Origin of the sequence: Brevibacterium sp. GP-SGM9 (genome assembly GCF_047300845.1) — a bacterium.
GTDB lineage: Bacteria > Actinomycetota > Actinomycetes > Actinomycetales > Brevibacteriaceae > Brevibacterium.
In genome coordinates, this window is sequence record NZ_CP178563.1 from 3,074,775 (window position 1) to 3,094,366 (window position 19,592).

Sequence of the window (19,592 nt, forward strand, 5' to 3'; positions counted from 1 at the left end):
TTATGCGTCTTCTGGGCCGCTTCCGGGGCCCTCCGCCACCCGATGTTGGTCACGGACACGACAATCCCCCAACCGCCTCGGCGAGGGTTGGGGGATTGTCAGTGCCGGCCGGAGCCGGTCGCTGCGAGAATTCTGACCCGCGCTGAGCCTCAGGCGAGACCGAGACGCTCGCGGAGGTTGTCGACCTCGGCGCGCAGCTCGGTGGGAACCGAATCGCCGAGTTCGGCGTACCAGTCCTCGATGAGTCCGAGTTCGGTCTCCCATTCCTCGGGCTTGATGGCCAGCGCCTTGCGCAGCTGCTCGTCGGTGAAGTCGAGGCCTTCGGTGTCGAGGCCGCCTTCGACGGGGGTCAGGCCCAGCGGGGACTCGACGGCCTCGGCGGATCCGGTGACGCGTTCGAAGACCCACTTGAGAACGCGCGAATTCTCGGAGAATCCGGGCCACAGGAACGAGTTGTCGTCATCGCGGCGGAACCAGTTGACGTAGAAGATCTTCGGCAGCTGGGCTCCGGCGGTGTTGCCGATGTCGAGCCAGTGCTGCAGGTAGTCTCCGACGTTGTAGCCGATGAAGGGACGCATCGCCATGGGGTCGCGGCGGACGACGCCGACGGCTCCGGTCGCGGCGGCGGTGGTCTCCGAGGAGAGCACCGAGCCCATGAACACGCCGTGGTTCCAGTCCTTGGTCTCGGTCACCAGCGGCATGGTCGTCTTGCGGCGGCCGCCGAAGAGGATCGCCGAGATCGGCACACCGTTGGGGTTGGTCCACTCGGGGGCCAGCGTCGGCACGTTCTCGATCGGGGTGCAGAAGCGCGAGTTCGGGTGGGCGGCCGGAGTCTCGGACTCTGGCGTCCAGTCGTTGCCCCTCCAGTCGGTGAGGTGAGCGGGCTTCTCGTCGGTCTTGCCCTCCCACCACACGTCGCCGTCATCGGTCAGCGCGACGTTGGTGAAGATGTTGCCGCCGGCCTCGATGGCGCGCATCGCGGTCGGGTTGGTCGTGTAGCCGGTGCCCGGTGCCACGCCGAAGAGGCCGAACTCGGGGTTGACAGCGTAGAGCTGGCCGTCCTCGCCGAAGCGCATCCAGGCGATGTCGTCACCGAGGGTCTCGGCCTTCCAGCCGGGGATGGTCGGCTCGATCATGGCGAGGTTGGTCTTGCCGCAGGCCGAGGGGAACGCGGCGGCGATGTACTTGACCTCGCCCTCCGGGCTCGTCAGCTTGAGGATGAGCATGTGCTCGGCTAGCCAGCCCTCGTCGCGGGCGACCGCCGAGGCGATGCGCAGCGCGTAGCACTTCTTGCCGAGCAGCGCGTTGCCGCCGTAGCCGGAGCCGAAGGACCAGATGGAGCGCTCTTCGGGGAAGTGGGTGATGTACTTCGTGGAGCTGCAGGGCCAGGCGACATCGTCCTGACCCGGTTCGAGCGGGGCGCCGACCGAGTGGACGCACTCGACGAAGGAGGCGTTCTGGGCCTCGATCGCGTCGAGTGCGTACTTACCGGAGCGGGCCATGACGAGCATGGAGAGCACGACGTAGGGCGAATCGGTGACCTCGATGCCGAACATCGGCTGGTCCGCCTCGGCGTGGCCCATGACGAAGGGGATGACGTACATGGTGCGACCGCGCATTGCACCGTCGAAGAGACCATTCAGGGTCTCCTTCATCTCGGCGGGGGCGACCCAGTTGTTCAGCGCGCCGGCATCCTTCTCGTCTACCGAGCAGATGTAGGTGCGGTCTTCGACGCGGGCGACGTCCTCGGGATCGGAGGCGGCGTAGTATGAGTCCTTGGTGCCGGTGAGGCGCACGATGGTTCCCGCCGCGACCAGCTGGTCCGTGATGAGAGCCTTCTGCTCCTGCGAACCGTCGACCCAGACGATGTCATCGGGGGTGGTGAGGGTGGCGATCCGGCTGACGAACTCGAGCACCGACTCGTTGGCGGTCGGTGCGTTCTTCAGCTGGTCAGCGACGACGTCATGGTCGAGGACAGTCATGAGTGGTCTCCTGGTCAATCGGGGGTGCGGGGTTCCGCCGAGCGGTTGGTACATCTCCACCGTAGGACTCGGCGCCGCGCGAAAATCGCGGTTTCCGGTAACGCGAAGATGTGCATTGGGTCACAAGAAGGGCCCTGTTGACGTGAATGAAGCAATGATGTGACGTTTCTTTTCTTGTGTGTGACGCATTTTTGCTCAGTTTGAGATCCCCTGAAATCCGCGAATTCGCGCCACTTTCGCCGAGGTGGTTCCTCGTGGTCGAGGTGAATGTGGCGAAGCGCACTGGTGGCGAATTTGAGCTCGGGTGAACACCGTGTGTATAGTTGTTCGAGTTGCAGGGCGAGAGTCCGGTCGACATGCGCCACTAGCTCAACGGATAGAGCATCTGACTACGGATCAGAAGGTTGGGGGTTCGAATCCCTCGTGGCGCACCGCAGAGAAGTCCCTCACCAGGCAGTACACCCCGGTGGGGGACTTTTTCACTGTCACGGACCCGGAATCGAGGAGTGAACGCGGTGTCCGAGGATCTGGATGATGTCGACGGACGTGCGGCGACGACCCGGTTGGCGAGCGCGGTTCCCGAGGGCTATGAGGTCCCGGCTGATGTCCACGAGATCGCGGGTCCCGATCCCGTACCGATCTGGCTCAACCAGGCGGGTGGGCTGACGGTGAAGTTCGAGTCGGAGCCTCCGCCCGGCGCGTCCGCGATATCGTTCCCCGGAATGGGGTCCGCCGCGCCTCGTGTCCGATTTCTCAAGCGCAATCCGCTGCCGAACTCTGAAGATCTGGAGCTCGAAGCCAGGAAGCTCGAGTGGCTGCACGGCCGCCATCCGGCGCCGAAAGTCGTCGAGCATTTCCGCCGACGCACCGACGGCGGCGAGGTCGAATACCTCGTCACCGAGGCGTTGCCGGGAACCAACGCCGTCGACCCGAAGAATGCCGCCGAGGCGGGCCGGACGATCGTGGAGATCGCCGAGGGCCTGCGGGCGCTGCACAGCCTGCCCGTCGACGACTGCCCGTGGACGTGGTCGGTCGAGGAAAGACTCGGGCTCACCGTCGCCGAGGCGGGTGTGAGCGCCGGTCCGGCCTCGGAGGCGGCAGCGGGGCCCGAACGGGGACTCGGCCCGACACCCGAGATCGACCGCCTCGTCGTCTGTCACGGCGATCCGTGCGCCCCGAACACCCTCCTCGGCGAGGGCGGGAGGTTCCTTGGTCATGTCGACCTGCAGCGCCTCGGAGTTGCCGACAGGTGGGCAGACCTGGCCGTGGCCACGATGTCCTTCGGCTGGAACTATGCGAACTACGACGAATCGCTGTTCTGGGAGACCTACGGCGTGGAGCCCGATGCCGAGCGGATTCGGTACTACCGGGAGCTGTGGAACGCCGAGTAGCCTCGGTGATCCTGTGTGGGACCCGCACCACCTGCCGTTGAGGAGCCTCAGCCCCACATGCCGAGGACGTACATCCACGCGCCGCCGACGAGGCTCCAGATGAGGATGTTGACGACCGAGGCGAAGAACCCGACTCGGAACCACTCGGGAGTCGTGACGTAGCCGGAGCCGTAGATCACGCCCGCGGGTCCCGAGGCATAGTGCGAGAGTCCGCCGATGAGGTTGCCGATGAAGCCCAGGGCCAGTGCCGCGAAGAGCGGGGGCGCGCCTGTGGCGATCGCCGCTCCGAGGAACACGGAGTACATCGCAACGATCTGCGCGGTGTTGGAGGCGAAGAGGTAGTGGACGTAGAAGTAGACGAGGCTGAGGACGGCGAAGGCTGCGATCCACGGCATCCCGCCGACCAGGCCGGCGACCTCGTCGCCGATCCATCCGATCACGCCGAGCGTGTTGAGGCGGGTCGCCATGCCCACCAGCACGGAGAAGAAGATGAGCGTTGACCAGGCACCTCCATTGGCGGCCATGTCCTTCCAGGTCAGAACCTTGCTGACCAGCAGGATCGCAACGCCGACGAATGCCGCCGCAGTGGCATCGACGCCGATGCTGCTGCCGAGCACCCAGAGGATGAGCAGGAGGACGAAGGTCGCCAGCATGGTCCACTCGCCGCGACTCATGGGCCCGATCTCTTTCAGTTCCTCCCGTGCATGGGCCGGGGCATCGGGGGTCTTCGTCAGACCCGGCCGGTAGATCTTCGACATGAACCACGGCATGACGATCAGGGCGATGAGCCCGGGCCCGATTGCGGCGAGGGCCCAGGTGCCCCAGGAGATGTCGACCCCGGCGTCGGCGGCGAAGCCCACGGCCAGGGGGTTGCCGGCCATGGCGGTCACGAACATCGCCGAGGTGATGGTGTTGACCTGCACCCCGGTCAGCGAGAGATACGCGCCGAGTCTCTTCCTCGACTCGTCGCTGGACGGGTGCGAATCGTTGACCGTCGCCAGTGACTTGACGATGGGGTAGACGACGCCGCCGGCGCGTGCCGTGTTCGACGGTGTTGCGGGGGAGAGGACCAGATCGGTCAGCGCCATGCCGTAGGAGAGGCCGAGCGAGGACTTGCCCAGCAGCGAGACGAACAGCAGCGCGATGCGCCGACCCAGGCCGGTGAGCAGGAACCCGTCGGCGATGAAGAAGGCGGCCACGATCAGCCAGATGGTGGAGTTGCCGAAGCCCTGCAGCGCCTCGGTCTTGGTGTCCATGGTGCCGGTGATCATCGCTGCGGCCAGTCCGATCAGCGCGACCGAGGCCGTCGGCAGCGGCTGGAGGATCAGGCCGAGGATGGTCCCGGCGAAGATTCCGGCCATGTGCATCCCGCGCGGGTCGACGCCTGCGGGCGCCGGGATGAAGTAGATGATCAGGGTGAGTGCGAGGATCGCCGCGATCTTCCCTGCCATCGACAGGCGGGCGTGGGTGCGGGCGTGGCTGGCGGCGGCCGCTTCCAAGGCTCTTGTGTTGGACTGACTGGGCATGGGGCTTCCTTGATTCTCATTCGGGACGCGCCTGATGCCTTCTGCGTTCGCGTTGTGCCGGCGGCTTTCGCTGTCGGCGGCGACAGCGATGGCGTTCGGCGGGATCGGGACGGGCGATCAGCCCGGTTCTGCGCGATCCGCTATCACAATAGACCTGTGTGAGGCAGTGGAGGATGCCCGTGGTCGGAGTGAAATCTCACGTAGCGCGAAGAGCAGTCGAGTGGTAGCAGACCGGCGCTCGCGCGGGATGCACCCGCACGGGACGGGTGCACTCGCACGGGACCTGCGGCCGCCTCGGCGCTACCATGGTGCCGTGTCCTCACTCATCTGCGACGACGGCGTCTGCATCGATGTCACCCGCACCGGCGACCCCGCGGGGAGGCCGGTCGTGATGCTGGCCGGGTTCCGTGCCCCGGCGACCAGCTGGCTCTACCAGATCGGCCCACTCGCCGAGGCGGGGCTGAACGTCCATACGGTCGATCTGCGGGGACACGGTACGGCGGACAGGCCGAGGTCCGGGCTGACCATGGAACGCCGCGGACGGGATGTGGCCGCTGTCCTCGAGCAGCTCGACCTCCGCGACGTCCTCGTCGTCGGCGGCTCCATGGGCGGGAACACGATCTGGTCCTATCTCTCCCAGTTCGATGCCAAGCGACTCGCCGGCGTTGTCATCGTCGACCAGACTCCGAAGATGCTCAACACCGCCGATTGGGCGTACGGGTTCTACGGCTACGACGAGTCGAACATCGACACCTACTTCGCCGAGACCATCCCCGAAACCGGTCACGGCACGCCGGTGTGGAAGCGGGGCCGACGGATTCTGCGGCTGCTCAAGGCGATGAAAGGCATCGACCGCGAGATCAGCCGCGCGGAACTCGCCCTCCTCAACGATCATGCAAAGGCCGATTGGCGACCGGTCATCGCAGGCACCGATGTGCCGGTGCTCTTCGTCGCCGGCTCGGAGAGCGAATATTGGCCGGCCTCCCACGCCGCGGCTTCGGCCGCGCTCGCCCCGATCGGCTCCTCGGTCATCCTCGCCAAGGACGGCCACGCCGCGAACATCGAACAGCCCGCTGCGTTCAATGCGGCGCTCCTCGAGTTCGCGCGGGAGCTCTGAGGCCGAGGCCTGCTTGGCAGCGGCCGGCGCGCGAAGCCGGGGCCACGCTGTCATCGCGCGGCCAGTACGGCCTGCCGCTGCGCCTCGGACAGGTGTTTGATCGCTTCCCGGATCGTCACCCCTGAGGCCCTATGTGCTCGCGGGAGCAGCCAGTCGTAGACGAGCTCGGATCGCTTCTTGGATGTATCGCGGAGCACCCAGCCGATGGCCTTGCGGATGAAGAACTCCTTCTCCTCGAGCATCGCCTCGGCGAACCTCGCGAAACGTTGGAAGTCCCCGTGACCGCGACGCAGCGGGACGAGATGGGCGAGCAGTGCGGCGCGTCTGATCCAGAAATCCTCGTCGACTGCCCAGCGTTCGAGCACAGGTCCGAAGCCGGGACCGGTGTCGCTCAGCGGCCCGACGAGGTCGCAGGCGAGGGGATCGACGAGTGCCCAAGTCCGCGCCTGGCGCAGCAGAGCTTCGACGACCTCGGCATCCCCGGCGCCGAGGCGGTCCCGCGACTGGATGAGCACCATCGTGGCCGCGGTCCGCCGTTCGTGGACCGGGGCATTCGGCGGCTCGGACCAGAGCGTGGTCGCGAGCTCGACCACCTCATCATGACTGAGGCCGGCCCCGCGCAGTGCCGCGCGGACGATGCTGCGCGTGTCCGGCACGCTCACCCCGTAGTGGACGAGCTCGCTCTTGAGGTAGGACTTCTCTCTCTGCGCGCGTTCGGCGCTGCCACATTCGCGCAGCTCGCGGTCGATCGCCTCGGCGAGGGTCCGAGTTTCGGTGTGGTCGCTCGTCATGAACACGATGGTCCCACGTCTCCGCGGCGAAGAACGCGCTCCCTCGGCCTCGGGCCGGGATTGTTCGGCTGCCTCCGAGCAGATTCGACCCTGTTTCTGCTCGAGATCGTCCGAACAATCGCCTCATCCACGTCCCCGCAACGCAATCGGCCCGCCCACCCTCTTGGGTGAGCGGGCCGAGCGGGTCCGGCAGGAGCCGGAACGAGACTCAGTCCGTGCCGGCGTCGAAGGCCGAGGACAGGTTGGCGAGGTCGCTCGCCTCGTCGACATCGGCGCCCGAGTTCGCGATCTCCTCGGCGCCTCCGGCCTCGAGGGATCCGACGAGCTCCGAGGTCGGGCCCGAGACGATGCCCATGGCCGCGTACTGCTCGAGGCGGGCACGCGAATCGGCGATGTCGAGGTTGCGCATGGTCAGCTGGCCGATGCGGTCCTCAGGGCCGAATGCGGCGTCGCCGACGCGCTCCATCGACAGCTTCTCCGGATGGTAGGACAGGTTGGGTCCGGTGGTGTTGACGATCGTGTAGTCGTCACCGCGGCGCAGGCGCAGGGTGACCTCGCCGGTGATCGCCGAGGCGACCCACCGCTGCATGGACTCCCGGAGCATGAGCGACTGCGGGTCGAGCCAGCGTCCCTCGTACATCCGGCGGCCGAGGCGGCGGCCCTCCTCGTGGTAGAGCGCGATGGTGTCCTCGTTGTGGATGGCATTGAGGAGGCGCTCGTAGGTGATGTGCAACAGGGCCATGCCCGGAGCTTCGTAGATGCCGCGTGACTTGGCCTCGATGATGCGGTTCTCGATCTGGTCGGAGACGCCGAGTCCGTGACGTCCGCCGATCTCATTGGCCTTGAAGACCAAGGCAACGGGATCGTCGAATTTCTCGCCGTTGATCGAGACCGGGCGCCCGGCCTCGAACCCGACGGTGACCTCTTCGGTGGCGACCTCGACGTCGTCGCGCCACGCGGCCACGCCCATGATCGGTTCGACGATGTCGAGTCCGGCATCGAGGAACTCCAGGGTCTTCGCCTCATGCGTCGCGCCCCAGATGTTCGCGTCGGTCGAGTAGGCCTTCTCCGCGGAGTCGCGGTAGGGGTAGCCGTGCTCGACGAGCCATTCGCTCATCTCCTGACGGCCGCCGAGCTCCTCGACGAAGTCCGCATCGAGCCAGGGCTTGTAGATGCGCAGCTTCGGGTTGGCCATGAGGCCGTAGCGGTAGAAGCGCTCGATGTCGTTGCCTTTGTAGGTCGAGCCGTCGCCCCAGATGTCGACGCCGTCTTCCTTCATGGCGCGCACGAGCATCGTGCCGGTCACCGCCCGACCCAGCGGGGTGGTGTTGAAGTAGGTCTTGCCGCCGGAGCGGACGTTGAAGGCACCGCACTGCAGGGCCACGAAGCCCTCCTCGACGAGGAGGCGCTTGGCATCGACGAAGCGGGCGATCTCGGCCCCGTATTCCTTGGCGCGCTCGGTCACGGACTCGAGGTCGGGCTCGTCGTACTGCCCGATATCGGCCGTGTAGGTGCACGGCACCGCGCCCTTGTGACGCATCCACGCGACAGCGCAGGAGGTATCCAATCCGCCGGAGAAGGCGATTCCAACGTGCTCACCGACCGGGAGCGAAGACAGTACTTTCGACATGACACCAGCCTAACCGTCCACCGCCGCCCGTGTCGAATTGTTATGCATGACAATGTATTTTTATGTGAGATGGTCGGTGAGTCCCCCGCCGGGTGGGCGCGTTCCTGCCGGGTGACAGTGAGAACCCCGCCGAGGTGGCTGGGGCCTCACCGGAAGTCAGCGCCTCCCACGGGCCGACCGGATCGCCTCGGCGACGGCGATGGCGTCTCCTTCCGGGGCGGCCGACTTCCGATCCGGTCGTGCCGTGAAGAGGTAGATGAACCCGACGGCGAGGACGACGACGAGACCGATGAGGACGATCCAGTCGGTGAAGAACACTCTCGAGTCACCGGGCAGGGCGAGCAGGACCATGGCGAAGATCCCGTAGGCCAGCGCCGCGATGTTGACGACGATGCCCCAGCCGCGCAGGGACCACGGCCCGGCAGGCTTCCACCCCTTGATCCGTTGGCGCAGCGCTCCGGCGACGACCATCTGGAAGGCGAGGTAGATGCCGAGGATGGCGAACGAGGTGACCGCGACGAGGATCCCGTCGTTGAACCAGATGAGCACGCAGATCAGCGCCGGCGCGGTGCAGGCGACGATGAGGGCGTTGCGCGGAACCTTCGTGCCCTCGGTGACCTTCGACAGCCACCGGTGCCCGGGCATCATGCCGTCCCGGGCGAAGCTGAAGATCAGCCTCGACGCGGCGGCTTGGAGGCTGAGCACGCACGAGATGAAAGCGAGGATCGCGACGAGGAGGAAGATCTTCGCCCCGACCGCGCCGAGGCTGCCTTCTAGGATCGCGGGGATCGGATCGGCGACTTCACCGGCGACGATCTCCTCGAGATTCGGCGCGGCGAGGACGTAGCCGCCGAAGGAGAAGAGTGCGGAGACAGCACCGACGAGGATGGTCATGAGCATCGCCTTGGGAATGCCGCGGGCTGGATTCGAAACCTCCTCGGCGACGTCGCCGCAGGCTTCGAAGCCGTAGAAGAGGAAGAGTCCGGCCACCGCGGCACCCATGAATACGGGCAGATAACTGCCGTCCCCGGCCGTGCCCATCGAGTCGAAGAAGATCGCGAAGCTGTGCTTGCGTTCGAAGATGAGCAGGAACAGGCCGAGGCCGATGACGCCGATGAGCTCGGCGAACAGGCCGATGCGAGCGATGCGGGCGAGCCATTTCGTGCCGGAGAAGTTGATCGCCAGGGCCAGGACGAGCAGCGCCAGGGTCAGGACGAGCGTGGTGTTCCGGGTGAGTTCGAGCCCGAGGAGGCTGGTGAGGAACCCGGAGCCGAACTCCGCCACCGAGGTGATGGTGACGATGAGCGCGCAGATGTAGACCCAGGCCGCCATCCACGCGTAGCGCTTGCTCCAGAGCCGGCGAGCCCAGGGATAGATGCCGCCGGCGATGGGGAACTGCGAGACGACCTCGCCGAAGACGAGGGCGACGAGCGCCTGACCGCAGGCGACGATGACGATCCACCAGATCGAGGGCGGGCCACCGGTCGACAGGGCCACGGCGAGCAGCGAATACACGCCGACGAGCGGGGACAGGTAGGTGAAGCCGAGCGCGAAGTTCGCCCAGGGGCTCATCGACCGTTCGAAGGAGTCGGAATAGCCGAGCACCGCGAGGTGGTCTCCGTCGGAGAGATGACCGCCGGGGCTGTTGCCGGTGACTGGGCTGCCGGGGCCGGGGTCTTCGGGTCGGCCTTCGGGGGAGTGGGGCAGCGGGGACTGTTCGGTCATGTCGGGTTCCTTCATTCGAATCGTCGTTGATTCTTCTCTGAGCACATCGTAAGCCCGGAGAACGCCGGGATCGGGGAACTCGCCGACCCGATCGTCGAGGTCTGGTCGGCGCCTCCGTCGGTCGCCGGAATCCACTCCCTGGGCGCCGGCGCAGAGATGTGAATGGTCCGCGCGGACGAGAGCGAAATCATCCCTGCGGCGGAGGTGCGCCGACCACAGGCGTCATAGCGTGGACTCATCAGCACGAATCGCGAGGAGGAATCGTGAGTACGAAAGCAGAAACCACCACCACCCCCGCCGAGGTGGGGGCTGAGCGCAACACTGAGATGTCAGTGAATTCGCCCGCCGAGGTGGGGTAGGCAGATACGCCGCAAGTCGATGCGAAGCGGCGACCCCTGGCGGTCGTGCCCTCGCGTGTGCCCTGGCTGCCCGTCGGCGTCTTCGTCGCGGTGGCCGTCGGGCTCGCGTGGCTCGTCTGTCTGCCGCTGTGGCTCTCGGGCGAGGGCCTGAGCAATCTGGCCCTCGTGCAGATCAGCGGCGGGGCCATGATGATCACTCCACTGGTGGCGACCATCGTCGCGCTCGTCATCCAGCGTGTGCGCGCCAAACGCGCCCACCGCACCGACACTGCTGGTGCCGACGCTGCCGCCGGGCGATCGCTGCCGAGCGTACCCCGCTATCTGGGCCTCTGGCCGCTGCGCCCCTTTGCTCGGGTCATCGGTGTGACGCTCGGTGCGGTGCTCGGCATCTATGTGATCGTCGTGGCAGGCTATTTCCTCAGCGCGGCCTTCGGGTGGGTGCAGCTCGACCTGACCGGCCTGTCCGGCTTCAAGGCGCAGTTGGCCACCATTCCGGGCCTGGACACACTCCCGCTGATCGCCTCCCTGCTCATCTATCTGGCCCTCATCGTCATCCAGACCGTGGTCACCGCGTTCCTCGCATTCGGTGAGGAGATCGGTTGGAGGGGCTGGCTGCTGACCAGCTTGCGCCCCCTGGGCACTTGGCCGGCACTGCTCATCGTCGGAGTCATCTGGGGCCTGTGGCACGCACCGCTGATTCTGCTCGGCTACAACTTCTCCCGGCCTGACATCACTGGGCTGGCGTTCATGATCGGCGGCTGCATGATGCTCGGCATCCTCTTCGGCTGGCTGCGCCTGCGCACCGGCTCGGTGTGGCCCGCAGTCTTCGCCCACGCGGGACTCAACGCCTCGTCCGGTCTGCTGCTCGCCCTGTTCTTCGACGCAGCTGCTCCGATGCCCGATATGGCGCTGGTCGCCACCCTCGGAGTGGCCGGCTGGATCGTCTCGGCCATCGTCATCGGTCTGCTCCTCGCGACCGGCCAGTTCCGCCGACAGCCGGATCTCGACATCAAGGTCAAGCCCGCTCGACTCAACCCGTCTGAGCCTGAGCCGGTGCCTGAGCGTGCCGACGCCTGAGGAGGAAGCGCCAGTCAGTCGACTGACAGATGCCGGGGCCGCCTTTGAGGCTCGGCCCCGGCATCCGTTAGGCTCAGAATCCACCTTCAGAAGGAGAACTTCATGGCATTCGGACCATCGCTGCTGCAGACGGCAGGACGCATCCTCACCGCTCCCATCTTCATCACCGGAGGTTACTCCGCGCTGAAGGACCCGGCCGGCAAGGCACAGATGGCCGAGTCGACGCTCGAGACCATGCGCGACTACGTTCCCGGACTGCCCGATGACAACGAACTCCTCGTGCGCATCAACGGCGGCGTCCAGGTCCTCGCCGGCACCACCCTCCTGCTCGGGATCAAACCGCGTCTCTCGGCCCTCGCGCTCGCCGGATCCCTCATCCCGACCACCGTGGCCGGACACTCCTTCTGGGAGATGGAGGGCGGAGACGCCAAGGCCCACCAGACCCAGTTCTCGAAGAACCTCGCGGCCCTCGGCGGTCTGCTGCTGGTCGCCGGTGCCGCTCCGAGCAAGCGGGCCATCCAGAAGGCCGCCGACAAGGCTGCCAAGAAAGCTGAGAAGAAGGCCCTCAAGCAGGCCTGAACCCGAGGGAACTCTCTCGCGGGCGTTCCCCGCAGGCCCCGATCTGAGTATGCTCGAAGCATGGTCAGGGCACTTCTCATCGTCGACGTCCAGAACGACTTCACCGAGGGCGGCGCACTCGGCGTGGCCGGTGGGGACCGGGTGGCCGAGCAGGTCACCCGCCATCTCGCCGATCACGCGGCCGAGTACGCCGCCATCGTCGCCTCCCGTGACTGGCACGAACCCGACAGCGACAACGGCGGCCACTTCAGCGACGCCCCAGATTTCGTCGACACCTGGCCCGTGCACTGCGTCGCCGGGACCACCGGAGCCGAGTACGACCCGCTGCTGACCACCGGCCCCATCACCCGCCACGTGGCCAAAGGCCAAGGCCGCCCCGACTACTCGGCCTTCCAAGGGACCACGGAGACGGGGGAGCACCTCGGCGATCTCCTCCGCAGGCTCACCATCAACGAGGTGGACGTCGTCGGCATCGCCACCGATCACTGCGTGCGCGCCACGGTCCTCGACGCCCTCGACGCGGGACTGGACGTGACCGTGCTCAGCGAACTCATCGCCGGAGTCGGTCCGGACTCGAGCGCTGCGGCACTGACCGAGATGGAAGCGGCGGGCGCGACCATTCGCTGAGCGGCGGATTGTCCGCGTGGCCGAACCAGCAGCATCGTTCCTGTTCAGGGCCGTTTCCCAATCGAAAGTTGCAGACGGAATCCGAACTCCTAGGCGATGTGGTCGAAGCGGTGAATTGATGAGATTGAAGCATGAACAAACTCATCGCCACCACCGCACAGTCCCTTGTGTCGAAGCGCGGCTCGTGGCTCGTCCTCGGCGGGGTCGTCGTCCTCGTCGCCCTCCTGTTCGGACTCCTGTCCGGAGCCGGTGAGGACCGAGCCAATGAGAGTGCTCCGGCCGATTCCGAATCGACCCAGGTCGACGACCTCCTGCAGAAGTTCCCCGAGGCCGACCAGCAGTCCGTCATGGTCGTCGCCTCCCGCGACGGCGGCCACGCGCTGAGCCAGGACGACCAGGCAGAGCTGAAGACGCTCGGCGGCAACCTCGGCGACCACGCCGCAGACACCGCCGACGCAGCCGACAATCCAGAAGTCTCCGGCCCGATCATGAGCGATGACGGCCGGGCCGCGCTCCTCATGGTGCCGATCACCGTCGGCCTCAACAACGCCGACACCGCCGATACCGTCGACGAGCTGCGCACTACCATCGCCGATCACCCCGTAGCCTCCCAGCTCACGGATTCTGGGATGTCGCTGCAGGTCACCGGCGGTCCCGCGATCGGCGCGGACATCGCCTCGGCGTTCAACGGCGCCGACTTCACGCTGCTCATCGTCACCGTCGTCATTGTTGCGCTGCTGCTCATCATCACCTACCGCTCGCCGATCCTGTGGCTGCTGCCGCTCATCGTCATCGGCACCGCCGACGGCCTCGCCTCGACCGTGACCGCGGCGATCGGCGACGCCCTCGACCTGCAGTTCGACGCGGGCATCATCAGCGTCCTCGTCTTCGGCGCCGGCGCGAACTATGCGCTGCTCTTCATCTCCCGGTACCGGGAGGAGCTCGGCCGCGAGACCGACCACCGCCGCGCCCTCGGCTCGGCCTGGAGACACACGGCGTCGACGATCCTCGCCTCCAACCTCACCGTCGTCCTGTCCCTGCTCAGCCTCGTCTTCGCCGTCATCCCCGGCACCCGTGGCCTGGGCATCACCGCCGCCGCCGGCCTCATCATCGCCGCGGCCGCCGTGCTCATCGCCCTGCCCCCGGTGCTCGCGATCTGCGGCAAGGGCGTGTTCTGGCCCTTCGTCCCGAAGGTCGATAACGGCGCCGAGGCAGCCGCGGAGTCGACGACCGCTAAGCCCTCCGTCTGGCGGAGGATCGCCACTTCAGTGGTCAAGCGTCCGGTCATCCACCTCGGCGCTGGGGTCGTCATCCTCGGTGTCATGGCCGTCGGTCTCATCGGCACCTCTGTCGGTCTCGACCAGTCGGAGAAGTTCCGCGTGCAGTCGGAATCCGCACAGGGCCTCGACGTCCTGTCCGAGCACTTCCCACCCGGCGAATCCCAGCCGATCTGGGTGACCGCGGACTCGGAGAACGCCACAGAGGTCACGGACTTGGTGTCCGACATCGACGGTGTCGTCCGTGCCACCCCCACGGATGAGACCACCGTGGGAGGCACGCAGATCACGAAGATCATGGTCACCGGCGAATTTGCGCCGGACAGCCCGGCCGGACTCGACCTCGTCGAGGACATCCGCACGGACGTCCACGCCATCGACGGTGCGGATGCGCAGGTCGGAGGGGCTGCCGCAACCGAACTCGACGCCCGTGACGGCAATGCGCAGGACTTCCTGACGATCGCGCCGCTGGTGCTGGTGATCAGCTTCGTCATCCTGCTGGCCATCCTCCGCGCCCCGTTCGTGGCGATCACCCTGCTCGGCGTCAACGTGGTCTCCTCGGCCGCGGCGATCGGTCTGGGCGCGTTCCTGTCGCGGTCGATCTTCGGCCAGGCCGCCCTCGACGCACAGGTGCCGATACTGGCGTTCCTGTTCCTCGTCGCACTCGGCATCGACTACTCGATCTTCCTCTCGCACCGAGCGAAGAAGGAATCGGTCGCCCACGGCGCCCGACAGGGCATGATCGAGGCCGTCGCCCACACCGGCGGAGTCATCACCAGCGCCGGCATCGTGCTGGCCGGAGTCTTCGCGGCCCTCGGCATGCTGCCGCTCATGGTGCTCGGCCAGCTCGGGCTCATCGTCGGCGTCGGCGTCCTCGTCGACACGGTCCTCGTGCGCACCGTCATCGTCCCGGCGATCATCGCCCTCGTCGGCAACCGGATGTGGTGGCCGAACAAGGCGATCACCCGGTTCCGTCCCGGAGCAGGCGACACCGCCGAGGCGACCGATGACGAAGGAGCGGACGGAATCGATGACTCGGCGGACGCTGCCCAGGCTGGGACCGCCTCGGCGGGTCACCGGATCCTCACCGAGGTGGGAGGACGCCACGGTCGACACTGATCGCGGCTCGCCTGATGACGGGGCCCGGTCACCGAAGCACATCGGTGACCGGGCCCCGTTGCCCCTGCCCGGCACCGCCTCGGCGCGCCCGATGACTGCAGATAGGGTGGGGAGGAGACGAACGAACGCCGGAGGAGGAGCGAACGTGGCCGCACGCGGATGGACGACGCGGACGATGGAGATCGGGCAGCACGCGATCGCCCTCGTCCTCACCGCGATCTCCACCTTCCGCGCCATCGACGGCGGCGCTGCCTGGTTGGCAGCGATCGCCGTGGCCGTGGTCTTCCTCGCCTGGTACACGCTCGGCGCGGTCCGAGCGGCGCGCAGTGCGGAGATTGCGCTCGAGAAGTGGTGGCTGATCGTCCTCGCCGCGGTGTGGCTGTGCTCCCTGCTCATCTCCGCGGAGTTCATCTGGGTCGCCTTCCTCCTGTGGCTGCTCGCCGGGCACCTGTTCTCGCTGCGCGTGGCCGTCGTATTCACCGCCCTGACCTACATCGCCACCGTCGTCGCGCCGCTCGCGCACTACGGTTCGGTGGCCACGGCCGGGCTGATCGGCTCGCTCATCGGCGCCGTCTTCGCGCTCGGTCTCTCGCGCGGATACATCCAGCTTCTGCGCGAGGGGCGCCGCCGCGAGGAGCTGCTGAACTCCCTCGAGGTCGCTCACCAGAATCTCCTCGACCTCCAGGATGAGCTCGCCCTGACGCAGCGGCACGCCGGCGAGATCCAGGAGCGAACGCGGGTCTCCCGCGACATCCACGACACCATCGCCCAGGAGATCTCCTCGATCCGGCTCATCGCCCATGCCGAGGTGGAGCGGACCTCCGATGAGCGGTCGAAGGAGGTGCTCGCCCAGGTCGAGGACCTCGCCGCGCAGAGTTCGCGTGACGTGCGCCGGATCATCGCCGCGCTCGCCCCCACCGAGCTCGAGGACGGGGCGCTGACCGCGGCCATCCGCAGGCTGCTGACGCGGCTGGAGGCCGACACCGACATCCGCGGGCAGGTTGAGGTCGATGAGACCCTGCCGTCCCTGCCCGCCGAGGTTGAGGTGGCGCTGCTGCGGACAGCGCAGTCCGCGCTCGCCAACGTCCGCCAGCATTCCCAGGCCTCCCGGGTGATGGTCAGCCTCATAGACCTCGACGGGTCGATCCGGATGGACATCGTCGACGACGGCATCGGCATGGCCGATCCCGAGACCCGGCAGCGGGGCAAGGACTCGGGCTTCGGCCTCGACTTCATCGGCTCGCGGATGCGCGAACTCGGCGGCGAACTCGTCATCGAAACGAATCCGGGGACGGGTTTCGCGATCTCGGCGACTCTGCCCGACCTGGCCATCCCGTCCGGACGAACGACCCTCACGCAGGACCGCCTCGGCGCAGTTGCTGCACCCACCGACGATGCCCGCGGTGATAACACCCTCGCCGATGATCCACAGGAGGACGAAACATGAGCATTCGCGTGATTCTCGTCGATGACCACCCGGTGGTGCGCGCCGGTCTGCGGTCGGTCATCGACGCCCCGGACCATATCACCGTCATCGGCGAGGCCGGCAGCGGCGAGGAGGCGCTGAGTCTGGTCGAGCAGCTCGCTCCCGATGTCGTCATGTGCGACCTGCGGTTGGGCGAGGGCATCGACGGCATCGAGGTGACGAAGCGGCTGCGCGCACTGGCCGAACCGCCGGCCGTGCTCATCCTCACCACCTTCGACAACGACTCCGAGATCGTCGCGGCCCTCAACGCCGGGGCCGCCGGGTACCTGCTCAAAGACATCGACCCCGGTGACATCTCCACGGCGATCGAACGAGCCGCGGAGGGAGGGACCTACCTGCCGCCCGAGATCTCGACGAAGGTGATCACGGCGATGCGCAATCCGGCGCCGAAGCTGACCCGGCGGGAACGGGAGGTCATCAAACTGCTGGCCACGGGGTCCTCGAACGCACAGATCGCCCAGGAGCTCTTCGTCACCGAGGCGACAGTGAAGAGCCACCTCGTCAACGTCTTCACGAAGCTCGGCGTGGACTCTCGTGCCCGCGCCATCCGCGTCGCTGAGGACCAGGGGCTGGTTTAGCGGCGGGGCCGACTTCGCCTCAATCTCGCCGAAACGCGCACGCCGTGTCGAGATGCGTCGGCGTGCATGCGCGTCTCGACGCTGAAGGCGTTCAGCGGTGTCGGGCTCGTCCGTCAACTACGCCTATCATCAGGGTATGAACCGAAGAATCCTCTCATGAAGCGGCTGGGCGCGATGGTCATCGCTGTCGGGCTGTTGGTACTCAGTGGGTGCAATTCGAGCTCCGAAGAGCCGGCGGCAACACCCTCACCGACAACGACTCCGACCCTGGCGAAGCCGGTCGAACTCGACTATCTCGCGTCGGTCCTCGTCGACGATGGCGTCGGGCGGGCACTCGTCTCCGACTGGACGGGGCAGAAGGTGCGGGTCATAGACTCCACCGGCGATGAACTGTGGAGCGCCGATGCCTTTATCAATGATGAAGGCGGCGGAACCGAAGCATATTCGGCCGGTGACACGGTGATCGTCCATGACTATTCCGGAACGACCACTGCCTATTCGTGGTCGGACGGCAGCGAGGTATGGTCGTTCGAGATTCCGGACTCACCGAGCAACTGCCACCTCGGGGAGGGATTCGCATCACAGACCACGGGAACGAGTCCCATCCTCGGCGACGATGACCTCATCATTCTCAGCTATTCCGGAATGCTCGAGGACGAGGGATGTGACCCCACTTCGGAGGCGGGCAATGCGATGGTGTTCGCGCTCGACCCGGCAACCGGCAAAGAAGCCTGGCCCGGATTGTCGATCGGGACCGATGGAGAGACCTTCGGCGGCACCGCGCTGCACATCTCCCCGGATCGGATGACCGGTGTGCTGTCGTGGCAGGAGGGGAGCGACTCCGTGGTCAGCCGCATTTCGTTGGAGGACGGCAGACACACCAGTGTGCCGATCACCAAGGCACGAGCGATCGATGATACTGGGGTGGACCATTACGATGTCTATCCGACGACCGAGCCTGCGGCGCTGCTCTATCTCTACGTTTCCGAGGACCCGGATGACCCAATGAGCTCCGCTGTGTCCAGGATCGCGAAGCTGTCCATGCCGGAGGGGCTCGAGGTTTCGGACGCGGCGACATTGACTCCGATCGATGAACCTGGGGAAGTGTCGCTCGAGGACACCTTCGATCCGGTGTGCGCATCGGAACTCCAGTTCACCTCCGCTGGCAAACCAGCGTGCCTGCAAGCGCAGCTGTTCGCTTCGGCCGTGAAGTATCAGGGATCGAATGGATCACCCAATGGGTGGTTCGCCGATGCGCCCGAAACCGCGGTGGATTCGTTCGGTTTCCCCGGCGGGCCGCAGTCCGTTCCCGTCGATGCCGGAGATCGCGCGCTGCTCATCGTCCCGGGCGTCGACTCGGCGGTCATGGCTCTCGACGCAGCTACCGGTGAGACCGTGTGGACGGCAGGTAGGCCGGCAGCGAGCCCACCGGAGAGCGGTATGTCACCGACATGGGGCGGCCAAGGAGCGCTTCCGGACCTCGGCCTGGTCGGAGTCACCGACAGCAAGAAGACGATCTTCTTCGAAGCAGACACGGGGAAGCTCGTCGACGAGCACAAAGCAGGGGACTACGCCCAGCTCAGTTCGGGACACCGCTTCCTCGTTGTCGCCGATGAAGAGACGAGCACGATGTGGGCGGTCGTCGACGCTTGACCGACCGCGCCGAGGACCAGGGGCTGGTGTAGCGGCGGGGTGCAGTCGGGACGGGGTTGCACCACCCCGATGTCGCTCAGTTCCGGTGGTTCCCGATGAGGCGGTCGACGGTCGCGCATATAGGCCAGAACTGGGAGTCGGGCAGCGGGGTTCCGTTCAGAGATGCCTCGAAGAACGTGAGGTGGGTCAGCCAACCGGTGGCGTACGACTCGATGAGCGGACCAAGACCGAAATGCTCGAGGGTCAGGACTGTGGCATTCTCTGCGGCGACTTCGACATCCTCGGTCTGCTCTGTCGGGTCGGCGGCCGACAGCGACAGCGAGATGCGGCTTGATGGCTCATCGGGAAACGTCCACGACAGTGCCGATTCGAACTCGCTGACAGACAGGACCTCGCTCCGGCAGAGGTAGTCATCGGCATGGTCGATGATGATCTCCCCGCCGATCCGGGTATCGAAGACCAGCGGCCGTCCGAGCCATTCCCTCAGAGTCTCGGGATTCTGCAGATGACTCCAGACAGTCTCACGGGGATGCGGCAGCTCCCAACTGACTGTGAGGGCATCATCGGGGAGATTGACGTCGAGTCTGCGCAGCGGCATTGCTGACCACACCTTGTCGTTCGAACGGTGAGTGGAACATGCGGCCGGGACCGCGTGGCCTCGGCTGCACTCAGTCT

Annotated in this window: 15 protein-coding genes and 1 tRNA gene; 10 read left to right on the forward strand and 6 right to left on the reverse strand. The window is 66.5% G+C overall.

Annotated features, from left to right (window positions below; all coding sequences use genetic code 11):
- Positions 1-149 precede the first annotated feature (149 nt).
- The gene (locus tag ACH82I_RS13770) at positions 150-1,982 is read right to left on the reverse strand and encodes a phosphoenolpyruvate carboxykinase (GTP) (protein WP_413333391.1); all 1,833 of its coding nucleotides are present in this window, start codon (positions 1,980-1,982) and stop codon (positions 150-152) included.
- Positions 1,983-2,340: 358 nt separating this feature from the next.
- Between ACH82I_RS13770 and ACH82I_RS13775 the strand changes: the two genes are divergently transcribed.
- Positions 2,341-2,413 (forward strand) — tRNA-Arg (locus ACH82I_RS13775).
- 84 nt (positions 2,414-2,497) lie between these two features.
- The gene (locus ACH82I_RS13780; protein WP_413333393.1) at positions 2,498-3,373 is read left to right on the forward strand and encodes a phosphotransferase; all 876 of its coding nucleotides are present in this window, start codon (positions 2,498-2,500) and stop codon (positions 3,371-3,373) included.
- Between the two features lie 47 nt (positions 3,374-3,420).
- On the opposite strand, the gene ACH82I_RS13785 is transcribed toward ACH82I_RS13780, so the two are convergent.
- Positions 3,421-4,899: an anion permease gene (locus tag ACH82I_RS13785; protein WP_413333394.1), complete on the reverse strand. Its 1,479-nt coding sequence runs from the start codon at positions 4,897-4,899 to the stop codon at positions 3,421-3,423.
- Positions 4,900-5,212: 313 nt separating this feature from the next.
- Between ACH82I_RS13785 and ACH82I_RS13790 the strand changes: the two genes are divergently transcribed.
- A complete protein-coding gene (locus ACH82I_RS13790; protein WP_413333396.1) occupies positions 5,213-6,016 on the forward strand; it encodes an alpha/beta fold hydrolase in 804 nt (267 codons plus the stop codon).
- Positions 6,017-6,066: 50 nt separating this feature from the next.
- Here the strand turns inward: ACH82I_RS13790 and ACH82I_RS13795 are convergent, their stop codons facing one another.
- The 3 genes from ACH82I_RS13795 to ACH82I_RS13805 form a co-directional block, all read right to left on the reverse strand.
- Positions 6,067-6,807: a DNA alkylation repair protein gene (locus ACH82I_RS13795; protein ID WP_413333398.1), complete on the reverse strand. Its 741-nt coding sequence runs from the start codon at positions 6,805-6,807 to the stop codon at positions 6,067-6,069.
- A 208-nt stretch (positions 6,808-7,015) separates the two neighbouring features.
- Positions 7,016-8,437, reverse strand: a complete 1,422-nt coding sequence (gene argG / locus ACH82I_RS13800; RefSeq protein ID WP_413333400.1) for an argininosuccinate synthase — start codon at positions 8,435-8,437, stop codon at positions 7,016-7,018.
- A 156-nt stretch (positions 8,438-8,593) separates the two neighbouring features.
- Entirely contained in the window at positions 8,594-10,162 is a 1,569-nt protein-coding gene (locus ACH82I_RS13805) for an APC family permease (RefSeq protein ID WP_413333401.1), read from the reverse strand.
- A gap of 404 nt (positions 10,163-10,566) precedes the next feature.
- On the opposite strand from ACH82I_RS13805, the gene ACH82I_RS13810 reads away from it, so the two are divergent.
- The 7 genes from ACH82I_RS13810 (at position 10,567) to ACH82I_RS13840 (ending at position 18,917) form a co-directional block, all read left to right on the forward strand.
- Positions 10,567-11,598 (forward strand): CPBP family intramembrane glutamic endopeptidase, encoded by a 1,032-nt coding sequence (locus ACH82I_RS13810; RefSeq protein ID WP_413333403.1) that lies wholly within the window; start codon positions 10,567-10,569, stop codon positions 11,596-11,598.
- Positions 11,599-11,700: 102 nt separating this feature from the next.
- Positions 11,701-12,177 (forward strand): DoxX family protein, encoded by a 477-nt coding sequence (locus tag ACH82I_RS13815; protein WP_413333405.1) that lies wholly within the window; start codon positions 11,701-11,703, stop codon positions 12,175-12,177.
- Positions 12,178-12,237: 60 nt separating this feature from the next.
- A complete protein-coding gene (locus ACH82I_RS13820) occupies positions 12,238-12,804 on the forward strand; it encodes an isochorismatase family protein (protein ID WP_413333407.1) in 567 nt (188 codons plus the stop codon).
- A 131-nt stretch (positions 12,805-12,935) separates the two neighbouring features.
- Entirely contained in the window at positions 12,936-15,200 is a 2,265-nt protein-coding gene (locus tag ACH82I_RS13825) for an MMPL family transporter (protein WP_413333409.1), read from the forward strand.
- On the forward strand, positions 15,112-16,647 hold the full coding sequence (locus ACH82I_RS13830) for a sensor histidine kinase (RefSeq protein WP_413333410.1): 1,536 nt from the start codon (positions 15,112-15,114) through the stop codon (positions 16,645-16,647). Before ACH82I_RS13825 ends, ACH82I_RS13830 begins: the two co-directional genes overlap by 89 nt.
- A complete protein-coding gene (locus ACH82I_RS13835; protein ID WP_413333412.1) occupies positions 16,644-17,264 on the forward strand; it encodes a response regulator in 621 nt (206 codons plus the stop codon). Before ACH82I_RS13830 ends, ACH82I_RS13835 begins: the two co-directional genes overlap by 4 nt.
- Positions 17,265-17,420: 156 nt before the next feature.
- Positions 17,421-18,917: a PQQ-binding-like beta-propeller repeat protein gene (locus ACH82I_RS13840; protein WP_413333414.1), complete on the forward strand. Its 1,497-nt coding sequence runs from the start codon at positions 17,421-17,423 to the stop codon at positions 18,915-18,917.
- Positions 18,918-18,993: 76 nt separating this feature from the next.
- Here the strand turns inward: ACH82I_RS13840 and ACH82I_RS13845 are convergent, their stop codons facing one another.
- Positions 18,994-19,515 carry a hypothetical protein gene (locus ACH82I_RS13845; protein WP_413333416.1) on the reverse strand — a complete coding sequence of 174 codons (522 nt, stop codon included), beginning with the start codon at positions 19,513-19,515 and terminating at the stop codon, positions 18,994-18,996.
- Positions 19,516-19,592 lie beyond the last annotated feature (77 nt).